26 protein-coding genes and 1 pseudogene are annotated in these 22,526 nt (G+C 50.3%); 6 read left to right on the plus strand and 21 right to left on the minus strand.

The window, feature by feature from the left end; genetic code table 11:
• The first annotated feature begins 4 nt into the window (after window positions 1-4).
• Both ACB032_RS09200 and ACB032_RS09205 read left to right on the plus strand, forming a co-directional pair.
• Complete coding sequence (locus ACB032_RS09200; protein ID WP_371137807.1) at window positions 5-1,873, plus strand: site-specific DNA-methyltransferase; 1,869 nt, start codon at window positions 5-7, stop codon at window positions 1,871-1,873.
• Between the two features lie 10 nt (window positions 1,874-1,883).
• Window positions 1,884-5,060 (plus strand): type III restriction-modification system endonuclease, encoded by a 3,177-nt coding sequence (locus ACB032_RS09205; RefSeq protein WP_371137808.1) that lies wholly within the window; start codon window positions 1,884-1,886, stop codon window positions 5,058-5,060.
• A gap of 116 nt (window positions 5,061-5,176) precedes the next feature.
• Here the strand turns inward: ACB032_RS09205 and ACB032_RS09210 are convergent.
• The 17 genes and pseudogenes from ACB032_RS09210 to ACB032_RS09290 form a co-directional block, all read right to left on the minus strand.
• Window positions 5,177-5,632, minus strand: a pseudogene (locus ACB032_RS09210) (JAB domain-containing protein).
• 229 nt (window positions 5,633-5,861) lie between these two features.
• The gene (locus ACB032_RS09215; RefSeq protein WP_371137809.1) at window positions 5,862-6,266 is read right to left on the minus strand and encodes a type IV toxin-antitoxin system YeeU family antitoxin; all 405 of its coding nucleotides are present in this window, start codon (window positions 6,264-6,266) and stop codon (window positions 5,862-5,864) included.
• Window positions 6,267-6,268: 2 nt separating this feature from the next.
• A complete protein-coding gene (locus tag ACB032_RS09220; protein WP_371137810.1) occupies window positions 6,269-6,583 on the minus strand; it encodes a hypothetical protein in 315 nt (104 codons plus the stop codon).
• Between the two features lie 93 nt (window positions 6,584-6,676).
• Complete coding sequence (locus tag ACB032_RS09225) at window positions 6,677-7,024, minus strand: hypothetical protein (RefSeq protein WP_371137811.1); 348 nt, start codon at window positions 7,022-7,024, stop codon at window positions 6,677-6,679.
• 1 nt (window position 7,025) lies between these two features.
• Complete coding sequence (locus tag ACB032_RS09230) at window positions 7,026-7,568, minus strand: hypothetical protein (RefSeq protein WP_371137812.1); 543 nt, start codon at window positions 7,566-7,568, stop codon at window positions 7,026-7,028.
• Window positions 7,569-7,647: 79 nt separating this feature from the next.
• Window positions 7,648-8,010: a hypothetical protein gene (locus ACB032_RS09235; protein WP_042054109.1), complete on the minus strand. Its 363-nt coding sequence runs from the start codon at window positions 8,008-8,010 to the stop codon at window positions 7,648-7,650.
• A complete protein-coding gene (locus ACB032_RS09240) occupies window positions 8,007-8,222 on the minus strand; it encodes a hypothetical protein (RefSeq protein WP_371137813.1) in 216 nt (71 codons plus the stop codon). Before ACB032_RS09240 ends, ACB032_RS09235 begins: the two co-directional genes overlap by 4 nt.
• Window positions 8,222-8,716 carry a hypothetical protein gene (locus tag ACB032_RS09245; RefSeq protein ID WP_371137814.1) on the minus strand — a complete coding sequence of 165 codons (495 nt, stop codon included), beginning with the start codon at window positions 8,714-8,716 and terminating at the stop codon, window positions 8,222-8,224. The genes ACB032_RS09240 and ACB032_RS09245 overlap by 1 nt, the downstream gene beginning before the upstream one ends.
• A 163-nt stretch (window positions 8,717-8,879) precedes the next feature.
• Window positions 8,880-9,233: a hypothetical protein gene (locus ACB032_RS09250; protein WP_371137815.1), complete on the minus strand. Its 354-nt coding sequence runs from the start codon at window positions 9,231-9,233 to the stop codon at window positions 8,880-8,882.
• Window positions 9,234-9,257: 24 nt separating this feature from the next.
• Complete coding sequence (locus ACB032_RS09255) at window positions 9,258-9,449, minus strand: hypothetical protein (RefSeq protein WP_371137816.1); 192 nt, start codon at window positions 9,447-9,449, stop codon at window positions 9,258-9,260.
• On the minus strand, window positions 9,446-9,943 hold the full coding sequence (radC, locus tag ACB032_RS09260; RefSeq protein WP_371137817.1) for a DNA repair protein RadC: 498 nt from the start codon (window positions 9,941-9,943) through the stop codon (window positions 9,446-9,448). Before radC ends, ACB032_RS09255 begins: the two co-directional genes overlap by 4 nt.
• A gap of 72 nt (window positions 9,944-10,015) precedes the next feature.
• Complete coding sequence (locus ACB032_RS09265; RefSeq protein ID WP_371137831.1) at window positions 10,016-10,330, minus strand: hypothetical protein; 315 nt, start codon at window positions 10,328-10,330, stop codon at window positions 10,016-10,018.
• Window positions 10,305-10,733 (minus strand): hypothetical protein, encoded by a 429-nt coding sequence (locus ACB032_RS09270; protein ID WP_371137818.1) that lies wholly within the window; start codon window positions 10,731-10,733, stop codon window positions 10,305-10,307. Before ACB032_RS09270 ends, ACB032_RS09265 begins: the two co-directional genes overlap by 26 nt.
• The gene (locus tag ACB032_RS09275; RefSeq protein WP_371137832.1) at window positions 10,726-11,169 is read right to left on the minus strand and encodes a DUF2787 family protein; all 444 of its coding nucleotides are present in this window, start codon (window positions 11,167-11,169) and stop codon (window positions 10,726-10,728) included. Before ACB032_RS09275 ends, ACB032_RS09270 begins: the two co-directional genes overlap by 8 nt.
• 35 nt (window positions 11,170-11,204) lie before the next feature.
• Window positions 11,205-11,768, minus strand: coding sequence for a lecithin retinol acyltransferase family protein (locus ACB032_RS09280; protein ID WP_371137819.1), 564 nt, complete (start codon window positions 11,766-11,768; stop codon window positions 11,205-11,207).
• An 84-nt stretch (window positions 11,769-11,852) separates the two neighbouring features.
• Entirely contained in the window at window positions 11,853-12,539 is a 687-nt protein-coding gene (locus ACB032_RS09285) for a hypothetical protein (protein WP_371137820.1), read from the minus strand.
• A gap of 17 nt (window positions 12,540-12,556) precedes the next feature.
• The gene (locus ACB032_RS09290; RefSeq protein ID WP_371137821.1) at window positions 12,557-12,922 is read right to left on the minus strand and encodes a hypothetical protein; all 366 of its coding nucleotides are present in this window, start codon (window positions 12,920-12,922) and stop codon (window positions 12,557-12,559) included.
• Between the two features lie 271 nt (window positions 12,923-13,193).
• On the opposite strand from ACB032_RS09290, the gene ACB032_RS09295 reads away from it, so the two are divergent.
• Complete coding sequence (locus ACB032_RS09295) at window positions 13,194-13,538, plus strand: helix-turn-helix domain-containing protein (RefSeq protein WP_371137822.1); 345 nt, start codon at window positions 13,194-13,196, stop codon at window positions 13,536-13,538.
• A 207-nt stretch (window positions 13,539-13,745) separates the two neighbouring features.
• On the opposite strand, the gene mcrC is transcribed toward ACB032_RS09295, so the two are convergent.
• The 4 genes from mcrC to ACB032_RS09315 all read right to left on the minus strand — a co-directional run bounded on the left by mcrC (window position 13,746) and on the right by ACB032_RS09315 (window position 19,129).
• A complete protein-coding gene (gene mcrC, locus ACB032_RS09300) occupies window positions 13,746-14,921 on the minus strand; it encodes a 5-methylcytosine-specific restriction endonuclease system specificity protein McrC (RefSeq protein ID WP_371137823.1) in 1,176 nt (391 codons plus the stop codon).
• Window positions 14,922-14,923: 2 nt separating this feature from the next.
• Complete coding sequence (locus tag ACB032_RS09305; protein ID WP_371137824.1) at window positions 14,924-17,131, minus strand: McrB family protein; 2,208 nt, start codon at window positions 17,129-17,131, stop codon at window positions 14,924-14,926.
• Window positions 17,132-17,585: 454 nt separating this feature from the next.
• Entirely contained in the window at window positions 17,586-18,308 is a 723-nt protein-coding gene (locus ACB032_RS09310; protein ID WP_371137833.1) for an inovirus-type Gp2 protein, read from the minus strand.
• A gap of 617 nt (window positions 18,309-18,925) precedes the next feature.
• Window positions 18,926-19,129, minus strand: coding sequence for a helix-turn-helix transcriptional regulator (locus tag ACB032_RS09315; RefSeq protein WP_371137825.1), 204 nt, complete (start codon window positions 19,127-19,129; stop codon window positions 18,926-18,928).
• 1,175 nt (window positions 19,130-20,304) lie between these two features.
• Between ACB032_RS09315 and ACB032_RS09320 the strand changes: the two genes are divergently transcribed.
• The 3 genes from ACB032_RS09320 to ACB032_RS09330 all read left to right on the plus strand — a co-directional run bounded on the left by ACB032_RS09320 (window position 20,305) and on the right by ACB032_RS09330 (window position 22,458).
• The gene (locus ACB032_RS09320; RefSeq protein ID WP_371137826.1) at window positions 20,305-20,787 is read left to right on the plus strand and encodes a hypothetical protein; all 483 of its coding nucleotides are present in this window, start codon (window positions 20,305-20,307) and stop codon (window positions 20,785-20,787) included.
• A gap of 675 nt (window positions 20,788-21,462) precedes the next feature.
• Complete coding sequence (hcp1, locus tag ACB032_RS09325; protein ID WP_005332563.1) at window positions 21,463-21,981, plus strand: type VI secretion system effector Hcp1; 519 nt, start codon at window positions 21,463-21,465, stop codon at window positions 21,979-21,981.
• A 189-nt stretch (window positions 21,982-22,170) separates the two neighbouring features.
• Entirely contained in the window at window positions 22,171-22,458 is a 288-nt protein-coding gene (locus ACB032_RS09330; protein ID WP_371137827.1) for a hypothetical protein, read from the plus strand.
• Window positions 22,459-22,526: the final 68 nt, after the last annotated feature.

Here is a 22,526-nt window from a genome sequence, read left to right on the forward strand (position 1 = left end):
AACCATGGAAAAAATCACCGCTGCGAGCGCTGAATCAAAAAGTTTGGATATCACGGCACAAAATATTGAACAGTTAAAAGCCCTGTTCCCCGACGTGGTTTCTGAAGGCAAAATCGACTTTGAATCACTTAAAGCTGTACTCGGCGAAGCGATTGATGACTCAGTCGAGCGCTACAACTTTACCTGGAATGGCAAAAACAAAGCTCGCCAAATTGCCCAAACTCCTTCTACGGGTACATTACGTCCCTGTAAAGATGAGAGTGTTAACTGGGACACGACCGAAAACCTTTTTATCGAGGGTGATAACCTTGAAGTACTTAAGCTTTTGCAAAAGTCTTACCACCGTAAGGTCAAGATGATTTATATCGACCCTCCTTATAACACAGGAAATGATTTTGTATATAAAGATAACTATCAGGATAATATAAAAAGTTACTTGAATATAACTCATCAGTTGGATAGCGACGGTAATTATTTAAGTACAAACTCTGAATCATCAGGCCGTTTTCATTCTTCATGGTTGTCAATGATATACCCACGGCTTAAGTTGGCTAGAAACCTATTGAAAGAAGATGGCGTAATATTTATATCGATTGATGATAACGAGATCTCTAATTTAAAGCTTTTATGCAATGAAATATTTGGAGAGAGCAATTTCATTTCTTGTTTTATATGGGAGAAACGTACAAATAGAGAAAATAGGAAAGTGGTTTCGTCTAGGCATGATTACATACTCTGTTATGCTAAAAATTTGGCGGCATCAGAAAGAGCGCTTAAACAGCTGCCGATGAATGAAAAAGCATTAGCTAATTATAAAAATCCTGATAATGATCCTCGGGGTGACTGGAAGTCAGATCCGGCAACGGCACAGGCTGGACATGGAACAAGGAGTCAATTCTACACTTTAGTTGCCCCTAATGGTAAGATACATGAGTTAGAAAGTGGGAGATGTTGGTTGTACACGCAGCCTGTTATGGAAGAGGCAATTTCAGATGGAAGGATATGGTTTGGTCGAGATGGCAATGGTGTCCCTCGGATTAAGACTTATCTAAATGCGAAAGAGCGAGGGTTAACACCTGAAACGTTACTATTTGCAGCCGACGTAGGTACAAATGAATCAGCAAAAAATAGTTTGAAGGCTTTATTTGGTGGACATGCGGCATTTGACACACCAAAACCAGTGGGTTTAATTTCTACCTTAATGCAAATGAGCTTGAATGACGGTGATTTGGTACTTGACTTTTTCGCTGGTTCTGGAACAACAGCTCAGTCAGTCTTTGAACTTAATAAAAGCAACTATAATTGTATAAAGTTTATTTTGGTGCAATTGCCTGAAGTTACAGGGGTAAACTCAGAGGCGAAAAAATTAGGTTACAAAACTATCAGCTCAGTAACTGTTGACCGTATTAAAAATGCTTCGAATACTTTTCATTCAGATGTAAAAGATGGTTTTGATGCTGGTTTTAAAATTTTAAAATTGGACGAAAGTAACATTATAACTTGGGATTCAACCTTCGATAATCTAGAGAGTTCCTTGCTGACTGCAACAGACTCCATTAAGCCTGACCGCACAACTGAAGACGTGCTGTATGAGATTCTACTTAAGTACGGCATCGAACTGACCGTGCCCGTTGAGCAAGCAACTGTTAATGGCAAGCAAGTCTTTGTGGTGGGTGCGGGGGCACTGTTGGTGTGTTTGGATGACGATATTACCACTGAAGTGGTGGAGGGTATCGTTGAGCTGAAACACAAACTTGATCCTGAAACCACCCAGGTAGTGTTTAAGGATGCCGGCTTTGCCGACAGCGTAGTCAAAACCAATGCCATTCAGATCCTGAAGCAGGCAGGTATTGACGATGTGAAGAGCATCTAAGGGGCTGACAATGAAGATTCAGTTTAGATCGGATTTAGATCATCAACTCGATGCCATCAATGCCGTTGTCGGTGTGTTTGAAGGGCAGGAGTCGTTTCAGTCTAATTTCTCGGTTGGCAGCTATGCCATGGCCAATCAGCAGCTGGGATTGTTTTCAAAAAATAGTGATCTTGGGGTGGGTAATGGTCTCACCTTGCTGCCTGAAGATCTCTATGAAAACACCCGTCATGTTCAGCTATTAAATGGCCTGCCTCAAACTGAAAATACCAAACAAACTTTGCTAAGCCGTGATTTTACCATTGAGATGGAGACCGGTACCGGTAAGACCTATGTCTACTTACGTAGCGTATTTGAACTCAATCAGCGCTATGGTCTGACCAAATTTATTATTGTGGTGCCCTCTGTTGCCATTAAAGAGGGGGTGAATAAGTCGCTGGAAATCACTGAAGAGCACTTTCGGCAGCAGTATAAAAATGTCCAGTATGACTATTTTGTTTACGATTCTTCTAAGCCTGAGCAGGTCAGAAGCTTTGCTACCAATGATTATATCCAGATCATGGTAATTAACATCGATGCCTTCAGTAAGTCGTTTGTTGACCCGGAAAAGGAATCAACCGCTAACCTGATCCATCGAACCGATGATCGCCTAAATGGCATGAAACCCATAGAATTTATTCAGGCGACCAATCCTGTGGTACTGATTGATGAGCCGCAATCGGTGGCGTCAACCGCTAACCGAAAAAAAGCGATTGCCAGCTTAAACCCGCTCTGTACGTTTCGTTTTTCGGCGACCTTGACTGAAAAATTCAACCTGCTCTATAAGCTCGATTCTATTGATGCTTATGAGCGTAAATTGGTTAAGCAGATTGAAGTGGCATCTTTGGCTGTTCAGGACAACCATAATCAGGCTTATATCAAGCTGCTCAGTGTTGATAATAAAAAATCGCCGATCATAGCCAAGGTTGAAATCGATGCCCAGAGCAAAACCGGTAAATTGCAGCCGCGCAAGCAGGTGACTGTGCGCAGTGGTACCGATTTGGTCGAAGCGTCAGGTGGTCGCAGCGTGTATGAGGGGTATGTGATCAACGATATCTATTGTGAGCAGGGCAATGAGTATATCGATTTTACTAGCCGCGATGACATCATCACCTTGGGCAATGCCATCGGTGAGGTGGATGCGGACACCTTCAAACGGCTGCAAGTGAGCAAAACCGTTGAAGAGCACCTCAATAAAGAGCTGAAATTCTACCAAAAACTGACCACCGGAGCGGCCGCAAGCGACCATGCTGCGATTATCAAAGCCCATGGTATCAAAGTGTTGTCACTCTTTTTTATCGATAAAGTGGCCAATTACCGCAGCTACGATGCAGATGGCGCCGTGGTACAGGGTAAATTTGCCCAGTGGTTTGAGGATGAATTTAAAGCGCAACTTCGTAAGCCCAAGTATCGGGTGTTGTACCCCGAGCTATGGGAGCAGGATGCTTCCGGTAAGCAGGTTATCAATGAACAGGCGTTAGTGGAACTGGCTCGCAGTGTTCACAATGGCTATTTTGCGCAAGATAAAAAGAAAGATGCGGCAGGTAACCCGCAGTTTGCTGAGTCAAAATTTGACAAGAATGGTGACGGTAAAAATACCGCAGCAGATGAATCTGCTTATAACTTGATCATGAAAGATAAAGAAAAGCTGCTGTCACTTGATAGCAAGCTGCGCTTTATCTTCTCACACTCAGCACTGAAAGAGGGTTGGGATAACCCTAACGTATTCCAGATTTGTACCCTTAACGAAACCAACTCGGTGATGAAGAAACGCCAGGAGATTGGTCGTGGTCTGCGTTTGGCAGTCGATCAGTCGGGGCAGCGAGTACCCTATGGCTTTGAGGTCAATACCCTGACGGTGATGGCCAACGAGTCCTATGAGGATTTCGTTGCGCAACTGCAAAAGGAGATTGAAGAGGAAGAAGGCATCAAGTTCGGCACCATCGAGAAGCACCAGTTTGCCAATATTTTGGTGTCTGCGGCCCATGAAGATAAAGCCTTCTTGGGCGCCAAGGCATCTGAAGCCATCTACCAGCATCTGCACGCAGAAGGTTATATCGATAGCAAAGGTAAGATCCAGGATTCTCTGAAGCAGGCACTGGCGGATAATAAGGTGAATTTGCCAGATCAGTTTGCAGAGCACGCCGAGGCCATTGTTGCCACTATTGGCAAAGTGGCCAAAGGCTTGAGCATCAAAAAACATGAGGAAAAGAAAACCGCCAAGCTGCGTGAAGATAACGGCAAGCAAGTAGTGCTTGGAGACGACTTCAAGGCGCTGTGGGACCGAATCAAATACAAGACCACCTACCGGGTGAACTTCTCTGTCGGCGATTTGGTTGCGACCTGCATTAAAGAAATTCGTGCCAGCGTTGATGTTCGAAGTGCCAAGTTCGATTACACCAAGGTGAGTGTTGAAATTTCGGGCTCTGGTTTGGATACCACAATCGAAGAAAACAAAACGCATACCTATCAGCATCGCAACTACCAGCTACCTGATGTGGTGACTTATTTAGAGTCAACTACTAATCTGACCCGCAAAACTGTGATTGATATTTTGTTGGGGCTGGGCGATAAGCTTGAGGCCTTTAAGAACAACCCGCAGCGTTTTATTCAGTTGGCCAGTGAGGTTATCCGCAAGCAGATGCGTTTGGCGATTGTGGATGGGATCAGTTATCACCGTATTGGTGATGATAACTACTACGCGCAAGAGCTGTTCCAGGAAGCAGAGCTGACCGGCTACCTCAAAAATATGGTCACGGCGGATAAGTCAGTTTATGACTACATCATCTGTGATTCTGATGTTGAGTTTGAGTTTGCCAAAAAGCTGGAGCAAGCCTCTGAGGTGAAGCTGTACGCTAAGTTGCCAGCATGGTTTAAAATCGACACGCCGCTGGGGAGCTATAACCCAGACTGGGCCGTGCTTATCGACAAAGATGATGGCATGGGGGATCACCTGTATTTCGTCGTTGAAACCAAATCCAGTATCTTCTCTGATGATTTGCGGGCAACCGAGCAGGCCAAGATCAACTGCGGTATTGAGCACTTTAAGGCACTGGCGAAAGATCTTAATGGTGATGCAATAGATAACCCAGCAACCTTCGTCAAGGCCGATAAGTTTGATACATTCATGGGGCACGTGATAAATAAATAAGGATTTATTGTTAAGTTGTCAGCATGGGGTCAGGCAGCATCGCTGCCTGACCCCATGCTTTATGCGCTCCATCGATTAGACAGCCCATCCTATTATTGACCGTTGACGTTGCAGTGCTAGCAATATCCTCTCTCTGCCAGCGACACCACTCCCTCAGTACCGACGATCAGATGATCCAGGGTGCGGATATCCACCAGTGCCAGGGCATTCTGTAGGCGCAGGGTGATCTCGATATCTGCCCGGCTGGGTTCCGGGTATCCCGACGGGTGGTTATGCACCAGCATCAGGGCGGCAGCATTGTGGTGTAGAGCCCGCTTGACGACATCGCGGGGGTAGACGGTCGCAGCGGACAGGGTGCCAAGGAACAGTGCCGCAAACACTTCGCGATCCCGTGTTTGCAGCAGCCCTTACAGGGCTTGCTGTGCCAGGTATTTATCGGTGAGAGCTGTGCCCTTGGCCAGTTTCTGCCGGGCAACAGCTTGGGCGATGGTGAGCAGGTCATCGTCGGTGACAAGGTCGGTTACCCGATAGGTGCCGGGGATCTCCCCGGCGATCAGTTTGTGATGCAACATGATGGTGCTCCATACGCCATCGCCCCACCGCGTGGGGTGCGGCAGGGTTGGAGAGGTATTTAGTGAAGGGGAAAACGCTGGGTTAGTTGGTTGTGTTCAAGCTGTCAGAGTTTTCTTGGCGTAGTTAGTCAGAGGCATGTGGTAATAGGTGATCAGCAGTTCTCTTAGTTGGGTGAGTCAGAAGTGAATCATAACCACGGTGTTAATGTGGCCACCAGTGGGAATGCGATCACGCCTTGGCGCAGTGCGTGATGTCCGCACTTATTGCGTGATAAATCGCGATGTAGACATAGCCGTGACTGCCACGACTATCGGCTTCACAGGTGAACCCACAGTGCTGAATAGTGATACTGTGCTGACGTTGAGCATCTAGTTCGCCGCTCAGCAGCTTGGCCTCCAGCTCCTTGATGATTGCCGGGAAGACCTTTTCCAGCAGGTCTATTGCCTCTTCTACCCACTCGCCTACCAGTGAGGCCCTGTCTGACAAAAAGTGCAGGCGATGATGCTCCGGAATGAGACGAGCACCAAAGCGCGGTGTGGCGGTATAGGGCAAGCCCCACTGCGCAAAAATCTTGGTGGACTGGTCGGGTGCTACGGGTTGTTGGTCACAGGTGTTGGTAGTTGTCGTGGTCATGATTAGCGATACCTCAACAGGGTGTGGATAATAGTGCTAGGCACGTTGTGGCGCTGGCGTAGTCTTGCCTGGTGTTTTGGGAGGTCGGTCAAGCTTGCCAGTCGCCCCCGGTAGCGCCGGGAGAGAGTGATGTAGTCAGGATGACTCACGGTGATGGTCACCTGATGCCCTAGCAGCCAGTGGCCAAAAAGGCGGGCTTTGGCCTCTTTGATGGTGGTGATGCCGGGAGCGGGTAACGTCTGCCGGTTACGCAGATGCAGTTTGTTAAGCTCGGGGGCATAGTGATGCACCTCGAGCCCAGTGATAAGACGGGTCATGTTCGGTGATTCCAGTGATGCAAAGGGCCAGCCTGTGAGGGCTGGCCCTTTATGCTGTTTGTGGATGAGCGAGACAGTGGGGCGTCAACGAGCTCAGTCAGTCGCCTCGTTGATAACCGGCTTGCAATTGAGCCGGTCCAGCAGGTGCCGTGAGCCGTACTGGGCCACCAGCCGGTCTATGGCCATCTGGGCGCAGGCTGTTCTGCTGGGCTTATTCTCAGGGATTGCGTAACGCGCAGTGAGCCAACTGCCGAGCAGCGCGATGCGATAGCCGCTCGGGATGTGGGTGAGTGAGGTGCCGATGCCCATCCCGTGAATGAGGAAGGGCGCGGCTTGGCCACCGATGTCGATATCCATGCGCTGGCCCTTGAGTTCGAAGGTGGTGAGCTCGCCGGTTTGCGGATGTTTGCCTGGCACCCGGATGGTGATGTTTTTCGCCATGTCACACCTCCGGTTTGGCTTCAAAGTGGTGGGTCACAACGCCCGCCTCCGGATCGATGCTGATAAACGCCGGGGCTTGTGGGTAGTACTGGTAGAGCCGCGCCAGCTCGGCACGAAACGCCTCGACGTTTGGCGCAATCACATGGCTGGTATCCCCTTCGGCGTAGGTAAAGGTCTCCTGCTTCTCTGTGTGAATCCAGATGCCGAAATACCAGGCGTCTTCCTCGGTATCGTATTGCTGCCAGCCCTGGGTCAGCAGCGTGCGATCGTAGTAGTAACGGTCAGCCTGATGGCTGCCACGGTCGATGCGGCAGCCCGTCACGGTGAGCTCAAACGGGATACGGCCAGTCTTGTGAGCCTTCTTGACTCGACGCAGCAGCTTGAGGGCCTTGGCTCTGCTGCGGCCACTACCGATCGGGAACTGCTGTCTAGCCCGCAATGCGAGGTGGGTCATTATCTTCGGCGCGGTGTTGTGGTTGAGCTGGCCGATAGCGGCGGTGAGTTGTCGGGCGGTCAGGGTCTTGTAATCATGCAGGACGTACATGGTTGGGCTTCCTTCAAATACAAACAGCCCCTCGGCGTGAGGGGCTGTATGGGGTCTTGTGTGTGCTGGTGGCCGTGGCTCAGGTGTGACTACTCCAATCCGGTTTGTCATTACTACCGTGGTTGACGTAGGCCCCGACAATTACCCGTTGCCACTCACCGACCGGCTGACCCGCTGCATTACAGGCGCAGCGAAAGCGGGCGAAGTTAATCTCTCGTGGCAGGTGCTCACGCATATCCCGTGGGCTGACAAAGAGCGAGGTTTTGTGCAGCACCGGGTTGGGGGCCACCAGCGGGCCACCAATACGCCGCCCCTCTACATCGTGGGCATAGGCAAAGCCCGGCAGCATCAACTGCTGACTGATGAGCTTGGCGAGTGCTGGATGGGCACATATGCCTTCCGCGACTGCGGCCTGGCTAAAACTGTCGGTAAATTCGATCATGGGTGTTTCTCCCTTTCTGCAGGTAAACGGTAAGCCGTTGCCAGTAGCGCAAACTGTTCGACCAGGTAACTGATGCTGATGCTCAATTCATCGCTGACCCCATCCCCTAGACGGTGATGCAGGTGATCCATGTCATCGGCGATACGTTGGGCCAGCACGGCAGTGTTGTCCGGCGGTGAACTCGTTATGGTCAGGGTGATGGAGAGAGCCATTACATCTCTCCCCAAGGGGCTTGTTCCCACAGTGACAGTCGAGTCAGCACGTCTTGCGCCAGCGCTTGCTGCAACTGCTGTATTACCTTGACCAACCGAGGTGCCTGCTCAGGGCTCCCACTCCATTCACTCGATTGGTACAGGGCGCAGCAGGTGAATTTGTACAGCGCCACCAGCTCGCTATCGGTGAGTGGTGTCTGGTGGTAACAGTGGGCAGGTTTAATCGGTCCCAGCTTGGTAGAGCGCTGCTGACGTGGTTCCTGATGCCCCAGCTGATAGCGATGCCAGACTGCCCGCCGATTGGCGAGCATAATCAACCGTACCAACCGATCAACTCGCCACGTCCAGGTACTCGTGACATCCATTGGTGAGTTCCACCAGAGGGTGCGCAGTAGCTCCAAGGTGTCGTGCGGTGGCATCGGAGCATTGCAAAAGCGGTGTAACTGAACGGCAAAGGCCAGGTAGTCCTTGCGATCGATCATGAAGGCAGACATGGGCATGGTTCCTTAAAATGCAAAAGGCCACCTTCGGTGAGGTGGCCTTGTGGGTTGTGTCGGGATATCCGGATCATGGTGTGGGACCTGATGATCCTGGTTTGATGATCCGGGTGATCGGGTGGAAACGTGAGCGGCATGTGATTGGGCGATCGACGGTTCGTTATTGGTGATCTTGGCGTGTGTCGGGGTGAGTAGCGTCGGGGTGAGTAGCCTCAAACAGGATGGTGTAGAACGCACAATCAATGCCGTTGACGGCATCGTGGTGCGGGTAATAGGGCGGTGCGTCTCGGGAGCGTTCGAAGTAGTCGCCAAAGCAGCTGAGGCACTCGCGGATCTCGATGGTGGATCCCCGCAGCAAAGCCTCTTCAAACTGCTTGGCATAACCCTCGTCATCACGCGCCTTGGTGACGGCTTTTTCCAGTAATGCCAGCGCCTCCTCGTTGCTGACGGCTGCCAGGCCATGGCGCAGCTTGCCCAAGGTTTCTTCCTGGGAATAGGGGTTAGGTAATCGCACGGTGTTTGTCCCTTCTTGGCACGGCTAATGGCGTAGCTGATGCAGCAGTGCATCAATGGCCTCTATGCAGTCGGCTTGGGTGAGCTGATAACTGTTGGGCAGGTGGGCCACGATAGCGGGCTCTGCCTGCATCTGGACGTTATCTGCCAGCCAGCCGCGCAGCTCGAGGAGGATATCGAGGGCGGTGAGGTGTGACTTATCTGGGGTTAGAGTCATAGTTGACCTCTTTCGGCCATCGAGACTACGCCTTCGGCACCAACCACCAGATGGTCGAGCAATCGCACATCGACCAGCGCCAAGGCCTCTTTGAGAGCTTGGGTAAAGACCCGGTCAGATTGACTGGGCTCCGGGTCACCGCTGGGGTGATTGTGGACCGCGATAATCGAGGCACTGCAAAGCAGTAGGGCCCTTTTGACTACTTCCCGAGGGTAGATGCTGGCGCTGTCGAGGGTGCCGCGAAATATCTCTTCAAAGGCCAGCACGCGATGCTGGGAGTCAAGGAACAGTGCAGCAAACACTTCATGCTCCCGGTCTTGCAGCAAGGTTTGCAGTCGCTCTGCGGCCTCGGTGGTACTGGTAATGGCGGTGCCTTTGGCCAGGCGTTTACGGGCAATCTGGTTGGCGATACGCAGCAGGTCTTGCTCTGTCACCGGCTCGGTGACGACATAAGTACCGGGGCATTCCCCGGCTTTCAGTTTGTGGTAACGCATGGTGGTCTCCTGAAAAAGAAAAACCCCGGCAGCGCGAGGCATACCGGGGCTAAATGCAGAGAGGTTATTGGTTCACTTTGAGGGTAGTTCAGCTGGCCGTTGTGGGGCCTGCGTGGCGGCGGATTCACTCTTCACTGGCATCAGCGGTTCTGGGATCAGAATGGTGAGCGGGATAGCGAGTGCAATACTCAGCCGTTCTCCCAGTTCATAGGCAGGGCCGATTGTGTCGTAGTCTGCCACCCAGGTGGCCAAGGCAAGACCGCTGGCTTCCACTGCTCGCAGGTAGACACTGTAGCCCTGTACGGATAGGCCACTGTCACGTACCACCTGCGTCTCGCCATCCCTATTAATCGCTTCAAGCTCAACGGAGATCGGTTGTTTGGGCATCATGTGCCTCCTCTTGGGGTAAGGGGTCACTCTCCACGCAATAGCCGTGATGAATGCAGCTATGCTGCAGGTCGCTCAAAAAGCTCCCCAGCACGCGGGGCTGCTCAGAGAGCGGGACAGGTCCTGCTTGGCAGCGCCAGAAACAGCGACGAGTGGGGTTCACGCAGATTTCATCGACAGGCTGACTCATGGTGCGCCAGTCCTCGGCATTGGTGAGGGAGAGCAGTTGCCACTGCACGCCAGACCAGCGCAGATGTAGCGTGACGGTGCGTGCATGTTTGCTACAAGGCGTCAGGTGCAGCAACCAGCGCTCGCCCTGGCGAGTCGGCAGCAGCTTAGCTTTAGCCGCGACCAGTCCCAGCCACTGGCGCGAGGTGTGGGAGAGCGGCAGTTCGTTAGTCATCACACACCTCCCACTCCCCACTGACCGTGACGGTGAAATACCCCAACTGGGCGTAGCTAATGAAATTGCTCTGCCACAGGGTAAACAGCTCCCGCGCTTCCACGCAGGGCATTGGTCCCCAGCCCTGCAGATAGTGTTCGTCGCTGGATAGGTTGAAGTCGAGCTCCTTGCAGAGCTCAGCATCCTGGCCTAGCCCCTGGTAACTGAAGTCGGTGATGTAATCGAAGACCCAGTCGTGCAATCCCCGAATAAGCCGCAGTTCTACCGGATGGGCGCCACCCGTTTCAGCGCTGTAGCCGGGGCTGCAAAAGTTGAAGGTCAGGGTCGAGAGGTCGGTGAGGTCGAGCTGTTGTGCCCGCACGACGCTGCGCAGCAAGTCAGGTAGTTCGGGTGAAATCGGCAGGGCCATCCCTGCCAAGTGAAATGGCATGGTCATCATGGTGTGTCCTTTCGTATCGAATGTGAGAACCGTTAATCCCTGAACCAGCGCCAGGCGCGGTAGAGGCCGTAGGTTGCAGCCAAAGGCGCCGCCAGCGAGGTGGCCGAGCTCCCCAGCAACGCACCGACTGCGGCGGTCACCACAGTCGTTGCTGATGGGTTCAGTGCCGTGCTGGTAACCATGCCAGGCAAGGCCGCAAGGGTAGGCTGCCGAGCCACAGTGCGAAGCGCCTGATGTGCGATACACCCCGTGGCAATCAGCTGGCTAATCTGCTTGCTGTAGTGAAAGCCCTCGATACACCAGAGCACGAAGTGCTCGCAGTTGTTAAAGAGCGTGCTGTAGTGCGCCTCTCCAAGACGCGAGTAAGCGCGGTCGATACTCTCCTCCCGGTTATAGGCGCGTGCGCTATGGTGCTGGATGCGATAGCCCCGCCCTTGGCTAAACTCGGCAAGCGTGGTGATAGCTATCTGACCGGAATGTATTCCGGCACTGACCCCTTGGTAATGGATGACCAGATGGTCCCCCAGATAGAGACCGTGGTGCTGGTAACCGGTGCGGGGGGAAACAAGGTGGTCCCCTGATTGTGGTAATGGCATGAACCGTTCCTTAAATAAAATTCGACATAAAAAAGAGGGCACCCGAAGGTGCCCTGATGGTGGTGAATGTGTGGCGGCTGGTGGTCAGGACTGCTTTCGCAGCGTCAAGCTGCTGGCATCCCATACCCAGCGCTCGCTGGGATTGCCGGGCAGGTCGAGGGTGAAACCGTTGGGGGCGGGGGTCAGCTTGCCTTCATCGCTGCAGCTACCAAAGGGTTGTGAAAGCATGGTCAGCGCCCCCGCTTGAGCAATAGCTAACTGGTAGAGCACCGGGCATGCCACTCCGCCACTGTGCAGCTCAAACAAGACCGCCTGCCCGTTGGCCAGCGGCAAACGGTGCGTGAGTTTGATGGCGTCATATTCATCGGTGCGCAGCAGCACTTCACCCCCATGCCGGATCTCGATGTTGTCATCACCATTTTTCACGATGGTAAATGACGTGGTACTTGATGCAGCTGACGCAGGTGCAAAGGAGGGCTCGAAGTAACGACTGCCATCTGAATAGGTGAGCATAAAACCGTTCAGGGCAACCGGCTGGCTGACACTGGGTATGAGCCTTGGCTCATCTTCATCCTGCGGCATCAGCATGATGCGTTCCCCTTTCGAGGTCTCTATCCAAAACTGCATGCTGGCGAAATTGAGGGTGCCTTCAACGTTGGCCGGTACCCGCTGAGTGACCGTTTGCACCGTGAATTCAGGCGCCGCCCAGGCTGGTAAGGCAAACAGCGATAACCATGTGCACCACAGTGCCAGTTTGATTCTTTCTGTCATGTCACTCTCCAGACGACTTATTCAATGGTGTAAGAGGCATTGCCCAGATTGGTAAAGAGGGTGACCTCTCTCAATCGGCACGGTTCGGTCATGACCAGCCGCCAGCTTTCGCTGTAATTGAGCTTGAGTGGGAAATGGGTTCCCCCAAGCTGACCACCGATGTCATTGCGCAGCATCACCCGGCATTTACTCTTGCCGCCATTAATCAGCACTTTCTGAATAGTGACTTGATCGTTGAGCGAGGTGACGACGATCTGAGGCCGTCCAATAGCGGTGTATTCCACTTCCAGAGTAAATTCTGGGCCATCGGCAGATTCAGCATTACAGGCGCTCAGTGATAAGCCACAGGCCAGCAGTAAGGGATAAAGCAGTGTGCGATTCATGATCTCTCCTTAATAAAAATGGCAAAAGGATACCTGACCGACGAGGCGAGCCTGTCGGGCGAACGGGTGTAAACGTAATGGGTTAATGGTGGTGCTGGCTGATAGCCAAATGCCACCAAGGGGATGGGTTGAGGTTAAGTCGTGTCGAACTCCTTTCGATGTTGGGGTAACTATTTCACTGGATTAGATCTAATGGGGTGATCCTCATCGCAAAGGGTCCTTAATGTCAATAAAAGTCCATAGTCAACTATCAGGGTTGACTGGAGGACGTATGACAAACATCAACTCTGAAGCGCTGGCCAAGAGCGTGGGCAAAGCGATTGGACGGCAACGCCAGCAGGCGGGGCTGACTCAGGAGCAAGTGGCAGAGCACTTGAAGATAGGTATGGAAGCCGTCTCCCGGATGGAACGAGGCCTCGTGGTGCCGACCGTCGTGCGGCTCGCAGAGTTGGCTCAGCTGTTTGGCTGTGAGCTTGCAGACTTTCTGCGTGAGACCAGCAACCGCCCTACCGAACAAGGCATTGTGCTCAGCCAGCAGTTGGCCAAACTCGAGACAGCTGACAGAGAGCTGGTGCTGGAGGTGGTTGATAAGCTGGTGGCGCGACTGGCGCCTTAATTACTCACAGTGCGCTCGATGACAGACCGATGGGATATCAGGACTGATAACTTGGGAGGCCGCAATGGCGCTCCCAAGCGGACTTACGGCGATCTTTGCGTGGTGTATCCTGATGATATCTATCCGAAATTGTTTTCAGTCGTACTGGCTGCGCGATAACTGGGACCTCTAACCGATCACCCATATTGCCTCATTGTTGTCAGATACTCATAAGGAGTCCTTCCCCGTTTTATTTTCAAGGTGACTTTCCGTGGAATAGTATTCTGGAGGAAATGCCAAAACCTGCAAAAGTTGCTCTCGGATTTCTCTAGCCGACGAGCCCAGATCTACGGTGGCAAATCGAATCTCATGGTTCTGGATCACGACAGCCTCGTTAACCATATAGCCAACCGAGGGATGAAGGAGCAACCCAGAGGCGTTTTGGGCTAGAGGATCACCTTTACCTTCCTGAGACCTCAAGTAGGCGTAAATCTGATAGAGATATCCGCTGCGAAGTGTTTCTTCCCGATACCAGCCACGTTTCACAACGGAGTTGAACTTCGTGTCAATGACGATACGGCGTCCCGCGTCCGAGTGGTCTAGGATGATGTCGGTTCGCATCGTGGGAAGGATCTTGTCTATGCCGAGAGTCTTTCTTTCAATCTGCCAGCTCATTGTTTTGCCCGCATCGACGCGCCACCCGCTCTTGGAAAGCACGACATCATAGAATCCGGCGATCCCTTTCTCGTAAAGCTTCCGAATCCAAGTAATTTCTCTATCCGGCAACGATAATTGTTTTGCGCCAGTGGCCTCTGTAGGAAGGGCAATATTGAAAGCCAGATGAGCCGCAGCCAACATCGGCTTATCATCTGCGTCGAGCCTCCCGAAGCGATCCATGGATACCTCGCTACGATTGGGACGTTCTCCAATTACCCCCATGCGTTTCAAACTTGCTGCCAACGATCTGCATCGGTGTGCCAACGACCTACGGCGAACGACTTTGGATATTTCTTCCAGAGCTGCCCGTACAAAGTAGTTTCGGGTTGTATCGATGGTCAACTCATCGAATCGGCAAGCAACCTTTCCGCGATCAAGTAATCGACGCCTTTCTGTGTTCAGTTGGTCAATACGCCCACGCACGCGGCCAAGAACAGCCTCACGGGATTGATAGCCATAACTCAAGTTGCGCCGAATACGACGCTCGACGCGACGGCACAGAATTTCTGCAACTAGGTCTGGGATGTCATCAGGGTTATCCTCTACGGAGACCTTCGCCTTTTCTATATCTCTAAATAAATCAGATGCATACAGCATAAGCAGCCAAAGATTACGTACCGGGATGCTACCGATACGGCCAATCTCTTCCTCGGCGTCTGACATCAAATTGGCCACTTCAGGTGTCACGATCAGAATCCTTCCAACAAACACGCTCTAGCCTTCTGGGACTTTTCGAGCGAATCGAACCAGTATTCATTGAGCAACGGACCGATCTCCGTATCGACCACCTGGCGGAACCATTCCTGGGCATCACTGATCGGAATACCAAACGGTGGTGTGACATAACTGTGTCCCACCCTGAACTGAGACCCGAGGCTAATGTCGGCTGAAATTTCGTTATTGAGGGCAATGAGACGTTTCTCGATTTCGACAAGAATTTCTGAATCAATACCGCAGTGAGATTGAACCCAATCGCGCCAGAGCTTGCCGAACATGGGCTCAAGCTCAATGAAGGCAAAGCGGCGACGCAACGCCAGATCGACCAACGCAAGGGAACGGTCAGCAATATTCATCGTACCGATGACATAGAGGTTGTCTGGGATAAAAACACGCTCGCCATCTGACCGTTTGTAGGAAAGCTCAAGGGCCTCATTCGGGGTTCTTTTATCCACCTCAAGGAGCGTAAGCATCTCACCGAAAATCTGTGCTGGATTCCCGCGATTAATCTCTTCAATGACTACAACATGCCTCAACGTTGGAGCTTTCGAGGCCGCCTTCATCATCTCTACAAAAGGTCCATCCACAAGTGTGAGTTTACCGTCCCCCACCGGCCGCCAACCCCGAATAAAATCCTCGTAAGATAAATTTGGATGAAACTGCACAGCACGGACTTTACTATCGTCGCGTTGCCCCATCAAAGCGAAAGCCAATCGCTTGGCTAGCCAGGTCTTTCCTGTGCCAGGTGGCCCTTGGAGGATCAAGTTTTTCTTGGTCCGAAGACGCTCGAGAATCTTTTCTAGTTTTTCCCGCGCAATAAAACATCCATCCGTAATAATGTCATCGACGGAGTAAGGTTCAATGGGTGCAGCCGTTACCTCTACCTCGGATGTGGCATCCCCTTCGTCATCCTGCACATCAGGGTCTGTGGCATTAGGGTGGGCAGATGTCGCACTATCCTTGAAAAGCCAAGCGGCAAGTGACAACTCCGGAAATGAGTGAACAGGATACGCATCCTCTTGGAAGCGAGCCTCAAGGGTGTCCAGCATTGCCAGATAATCAGTAGCATTACAGCGTCCCTTAGGACCGTTCATATCAATCTGAATGTTGAGTTTCTTGTTGATGTAACGCTGGGACTGGCCATCAAGGGTTGGAAAATTCCAGGGACGAATCCAGTACAACCCCATGGTAAGGTTCCACCCCACCCCATAGCGCTGCGTCGCGTTGTCGTAGGCTGAGACAAATGCCGACCGAGTCTCTACATCATCCGATTCCGCAAAAGCGATTGCCTGGACAAAGACTTCCCAGAGGGTGTCAATATCATCTGGTTGGCGCTTGTTGTCGAACCCGAAAAACCATGACTTCTGATTGTTGAGAATGGGTATCCCTTCAAAGGAGTCTGGAACAGGCTCAGACACTCCAAGCAGACTGGCAAGCTCGCTCGCAATAGCTTTGCGATTTGCATCGGTGATCCCACGGTTAAATATGCCCATGGCCGTAAATGGGCAGATGTCCTTAATGGGGCCAGAGGAACCATCCGCGAATTGGTCCTGCAGGTTTGAAAGACTATTCACTTTAGAGGCAATAACGTGGATTCCGGCAATCAGCTCATCTCGCCTATTCCGAAAGGTAACTAGTTTGTCGGCTATCGCCTCGTAAAAGTGGGTCCAGCTAAAGCGGCGTTTGTCGACGGTGCTGTCACCGAAACGTTCTCGCCAGTAAGGGGCGTTGCGGAACCGGTTGATGTCTTGTGCCTTTTCCTCGAATGTGAATCCGATCAAAGCGTCTGTGGTCCAGTCGCCAGGCAAGACCCGCCAGACCGTGCTTCTATTGGTGTAGAAATACCACTCACGCGGAGGGTCGAAAGGTTTCCAGTCAACCGTCAAGGTGCGGCCGTCACCACGATTCTCTCTTACCGTGCCAATAGCTTTGATAGCCATAACGGAAACGGTTTGGTCTCGGTTATCAAAGGGAAGATCGTGCTTCCGCGTATAGGAGGACTTTATCGCAATACGGTCCCCCACCTGGATGGACTTCACTGCGTCGAGGTATTTGTCCTGATACCCATTTTCCCAAATACCTCCCTGCAGAAAACGGAGGGTTTGATCATCAGTGCCGCCGTATGAAGCACCAACAAACCAACAGGCTCTAGCCCCGGCGCCTTCAGGTTTAGAATTCATATCCAGGTCTCCATTATTATTTTCCTAGTTTCCAATCACCCTCATCGATCTCGAAAGGATCCGATGTGGAGCTATGGATGCAGCAGCCGAAGCCGTGTTACCTCAGCAGCTTCACATGCTATTACAGGTTCATTAGGGCGATGAGGGCCTTGTCGGACTGAGTCGCCACCCCGATGGATCTTAAAGTTGAAGTCGCTGGTGGTAATAATTAGGTTTTGTTCATGCTGTCATGATCAGGCCACTTGTGGGGAGCCTTACGATACCACTCCAAGTTCTCGCTGCGAAGCCTAGGTCTGTCTCATCTCCTCCTCCGGCTCATCGTATTTCACCATTGCAATACCATAGGTTCCTTTAGATTTATCAGCATTGCAGCTGTGCTGGGACTTACGCTGACGGCTCACTGAGCTCAGAAATCAACTGGAGGTATGTGAACCGCTTTGGCATGATCAGATGATTAGTCAGCACTCCGTGGTCTGCCCCTGCGAGAGGGAGTGCGGCTGATCTCCATACGCCCGAAGGTCCGACGACCGGCTGGCATTACCGCCAATATCTGCGTATCCAGCTTGGTCAGATAACTCAGCGCATTAATCAGGTTTATGCGCTTGGTTGTATCGCTGTAGTGGACCATCCCAATACCATCAGTGCCCCATCGTTGATATTCCTCCCGCCTAACTTGGCAGTTGAAATAGCTCCCGTTATTGTCGGACATATCTTTCCATACCTCTCCCAGCGCTATACCCAGCGAGATATCTCGCTGGTGAACAGCCCCATTAAAAATGAACGTAATGTGGGTATGAAAACGTCTATCAACACCGTACTCCAGTTTCCAGATATAGCCTACCAATGCAGGATATTTTCTCTGTATTTCTCGAAGGTAACAATTCCGGTCGTCTGTCACGAGGTCTAACGTTAACTGGTCGTAGTAGGCTTCGCGATATCCGATATCCAATCGGATGACTAATATTTTGGCATGCTGGTCGAATAGGCTATTAACATGCGTCGATATGCTGCGCTGATTGCGGCTCTCAACGCGTTTGAGGTCATTGAGGCGCTTACGGTGCGCCTTACTCTTGAACTCTCTTAGAAACGCATACAGCGCGTTATTGATATCCTTGGCTAATTCATTGCCTTCATCACTATCGAGATATCGTTCATGGATGAGGTGCAATCTAGGCACCTCTCGCATATGCGTTAGGAATAGCGCTACCGTTGGATGCGCTGACGATACCTCCTCATGACAATAAAAATAATCACACACAGTATCCAATACATTAAAGAGCTTGGTTGATAGTCTACGGTCAATGCAAGTGATGCGTGACTTACCAAGGGCTGAATCAACAGACCTGACAATAGGCAGCGTTGTATTTTGGAGTTGGTCTGTTATGGATAGGATATCTAATAGTCTGATTGAGTTAAACATGAAGGCCTCGCTTAGGCAGGAGTAACCCTACGCTGTGTGATAGACACACGCATATATAGGGGCGATTGGTGGAGTGGTATTGGCTAACTATGCTGGTGGTAGCATGACCACCACATGGGAGTGGTGTAATGGTACGCGATAGTGGTAATGGTTATTGGGTGTATATGGGTGGCTGTACATAGCGCAGGAATAGTATTGAATGGAAGTGATATTAAATAATAAATAAACCTAAACGCGATACGTCTGCATCACCTACGAAAATACCAAAAAACATATATAAGAAGAAATGGCTATTTCCCTAACCCATGAGCCTATCAAGGCATGATTTATAACACTGGAAGTTATGGAGTTCACCAGGGATGAAAAAAGTGCATTCAAGACTGGCTTCGACGAATAAGCCAGCTATCAACATCGTGCTCAAACCAGCCAATAGAGAACTGCCCTATCTTGAAGGGTTTAGGGAAGGTCTCGTCATAACGAGGAGACTTGGGATTAAGCCAGTCATAGATAGTAGACCTGGCCATGCCAATCTTGTTGGTGAGGTCTTTGATGCGCAGGACTTTGATGGTGTTGTTCATGGTGTACTCCTGATGATGTAGTGAGTTGTTTCATCAGAAGAGCGAGCCAGTTAAAAAAAACATGATTACAATTTTACCACTATTCATCGCTCAGGTATTAAGGGCGCCTCATAGAGACTTATGATGGTCCGTAGCCCCCCCCCATTACCACAATGGCTAATTCACAGAAAGGCATCACAAAGACCGTAGTATCTTTGGACTGTACTGCTCACTCTAGATCAAGTTATTTTCATTTTTTTAAACCTAGTGTGATCACACCAAGATTGACGCACAAATCATCCTAAGATTACACATGTAGCCCCCCAGAGATCCAAAAGCAAATCTATTGTAGCGCCTGAGAATGATAATCCATGGATTTTTCTTTAATCGATAGCGGGCATGGAGAGATTAGTTATATATTTCGCTGTCATATGTTTAATAGGAGATTTGATATGTCTATTGAAACACAAGAGATGCCTGAAAATAGTTCTACTGGTAAAAAGAATCGTAGGTATTCGTTTATGAATACAGCGACAATATAATTAATGCAGTTGAAAACAATAGAAGGTTTTCACCTGTTGCACCGAAAATAAGGAGGCGCAATCATGGCCTAGTTACAGAAGATAACTATGGTCTGAAATTTCTAAAATATACAGGAGCTCAAAAAAGATACTACCCTAAAAAGGAAAGGGTAAGAAAGAACGATGATGAATTATTTCTGAGGGTGTTTTTATTACTTAAGTACGTAAATACTATTAGACAGTATAGCTTTTACGTTAAATCCAACGTAGGCCGAAGAATTTCAGTCATAAGCAAACTAGAGGACGATAAAGACATTAGCGAGCTACTCAAGTCCATAAAAAAACCATTCTTCACGAGAGTGACTTACTTCCAATCTTTAGTCTCTAACAGAAAAAGAGTTTAAAAAAGCTATTTAAAAAACTAATTGCATCAAAGATAGATAACTTTGTTGAAAATCACAATTTTTGGCAGTTTTTTAATGTTCATCCTGTAGTGTCATATTTTCTTCTTGCTGTTAATTTTCATCGATTAAAAATATCTTCCGATGCCGACCTTAAAGAAATTTATTCTGAAGAAACCATTGCTGGGCTTGTTAGCTTTCTTAACATTGTTTTTGATTCAGAAAGTTATAAAAAGAGTGTCAGCAAACGGTTGGCCAACATTGAGAAAAACGTATGCTCAATTTTAAGATATGCGCACAAACACACAGAAAAAAATCACACTATGTAGTTAGATTTAGCCTCGGCTTTAAGCCTGCAATTGTAGAGATGCTTAAAACAGATGAAGTTGCTGCAACTGAAAAAACCGATGAAATTAACATTGAAGAAGTTGCGCTACCAGGCGAATTATCCACCAAACATACAGATATTTCAAAACAAAAAGATAGGTTGCAGGAGTTGATTGATGGCAGAGATAAACTCTTCAGGAACTTTGTAAGAAACCCTATTATGAAACATATTTCAGGATATATATGGAAGTTGGATTACTGCTCCCATAGAGGTTATTACATGCATGTATTCCTTTTCATGGGAAGAAAGTGGGAGCATACTTTTGACATAAGAGAGTCGATAGGTCAACTCTGGCGCGGTTCAATTATAAGTGATGGTAATGGCGAGCTCTTTGCGTATCCTGGTAAAAATTATGAATTTAACCTTTGAGACGGCTCTAAAGATGCCAACACTTTACTTTATGAACTGGAGGATTTGTTCAGGCAAGATATTTTAGCTTATGTAGATACAACTTTCCCAAGTGACGAATCGAATAACCAGAAAGCAAAAAAAGCTCGAACATTTGGAAAGAAAGAAATGATTTAAAAATGGGGAGCTCATTTTTATGCATATATTTTCAATGGCTTTTTCGCCTAAGGCACTGGTGAATAAAACAAGTCCTCCAATGTGAAAACTTCGATGCTCAATTTATTGAGGGCGGCCGTGGAAACTGAGTGCAACACCTGATTTTTTAGTAGGGTGTTGCCATGACGTATCACGAGCTCAGCATTGAAGAACGCGTTACGATCCAGATAGGCCGGTTGAATGGCCTAAACCAGACTTCTGGAGCGTAGTCGATGCTGCGTTGGTGGGAAATATTGATGAGGATGGTCAATAGTTCTGACTAGCGCAATTTATTGCCCACCTGTCAGGTTAAATCACTACCTGAGAAATATTTACTGAGATATGTGCGCTGCTTGAGCGAAAACTTGCTCAGAATTGTGCGGTTGAGGCTATGGGTTGCCGGTAAGTGACTGATAAATAACAGATCGAACAGTGGCATGGTCGCTGCTAAAGGTTGGTCGAGTGCTATCTCGTTTAACCAACCTATTTAGGAGCATACACATGCCAACTCCATGTTATATCAGCATCGAAGGTAAAACCCAGGGCAATATCACCGCTGGTGCCTTCACTTCCGATTCCGTCGGCAACATCTTCGTGCAGGGTCACGAAGACGAGATGCTGGTGCAAGAGTTTCAACACGTCGTGACCGTCCCGACTGATCCGCAATCTGGTCAGCCTGCTGGTCAGCGTGTCCACAAGCCGTTCAAGTTCACCGTTGCGCTGAACAAAGCCGTGCCGCTGATGTACAACTCTCTGGCCTCCGGCGAAATGCTGCCGAAAGTGACCCTGAAGTGGTACCGCACCTCCGTAGAAGGTAAGCAGGAGCACTTCTTCTCTACCGTGCTGACCGATGCCACCATCGTTGACATCGACTGCCAGATGCCGCACTGCCAGGATCCGGCGAAGTCTGACTTCACCCAACTGATCCAGGTCTCCATGGCCTACCGCAAGATTGACTGGGAGCACACCGTTGCCGGTACTTCCGGTGCAGATGACTGGCGTGCTCCGATCGAGGCCTAACGCTCGATCTCTTAATTTGCCGTTATTCCTTGTAGTGCACCCCCATGGCCTGACGATGGCAGTGTCAGCTGTCGTCAGGCCCGTGCAAGTTTTCTCCGACCTGTTCAACTGGATGCGGTCGGAGCTTTTGTGTTTTGCCATATGGCTGCGAGGCGACCTTATTGCAAAGCACAACAGAGGCCAGTCGTCATGTGTTCCACCATTGCATCGTCCGGTGACGTGCTCATCGATCACGATGGGCTTTTCCCATCTCCCGTGATTTCAGTCAGCCCTGATCGTTCCCTCGGTGGCAAATTGGTGTCCCGGCAGGACGAGCCGCTGGCCCCTTACGATAAATCCGACAATCCCCTCCGTCCGCACAGCACCTCTGGTCGCCAGCGTACTTTGTGGTGTGGCGGCCAACCCATCACCGTGACCGACACCGCCGTCGGCTACGGCGGTGTGGTGATTGGCTCAGGCAGCGGACAGGCAGGTTAAGGAGCGCTTCATGGCAGACAGCACAGGATTACAATTTACCGTCAAGGTGGGGGCCCTGCCCGAGAGCA

The organism is Aeromonas sp. S5(2024) (assembly GCF_041403025.1).
In the GTDB taxonomy this organism is placed as follows: Bacteria; Pseudomonadota; Gammaproteobacteria; order Enterobacterales; family Aeromonadaceae; genus Aeromonas; species Aeromonas hydrophila.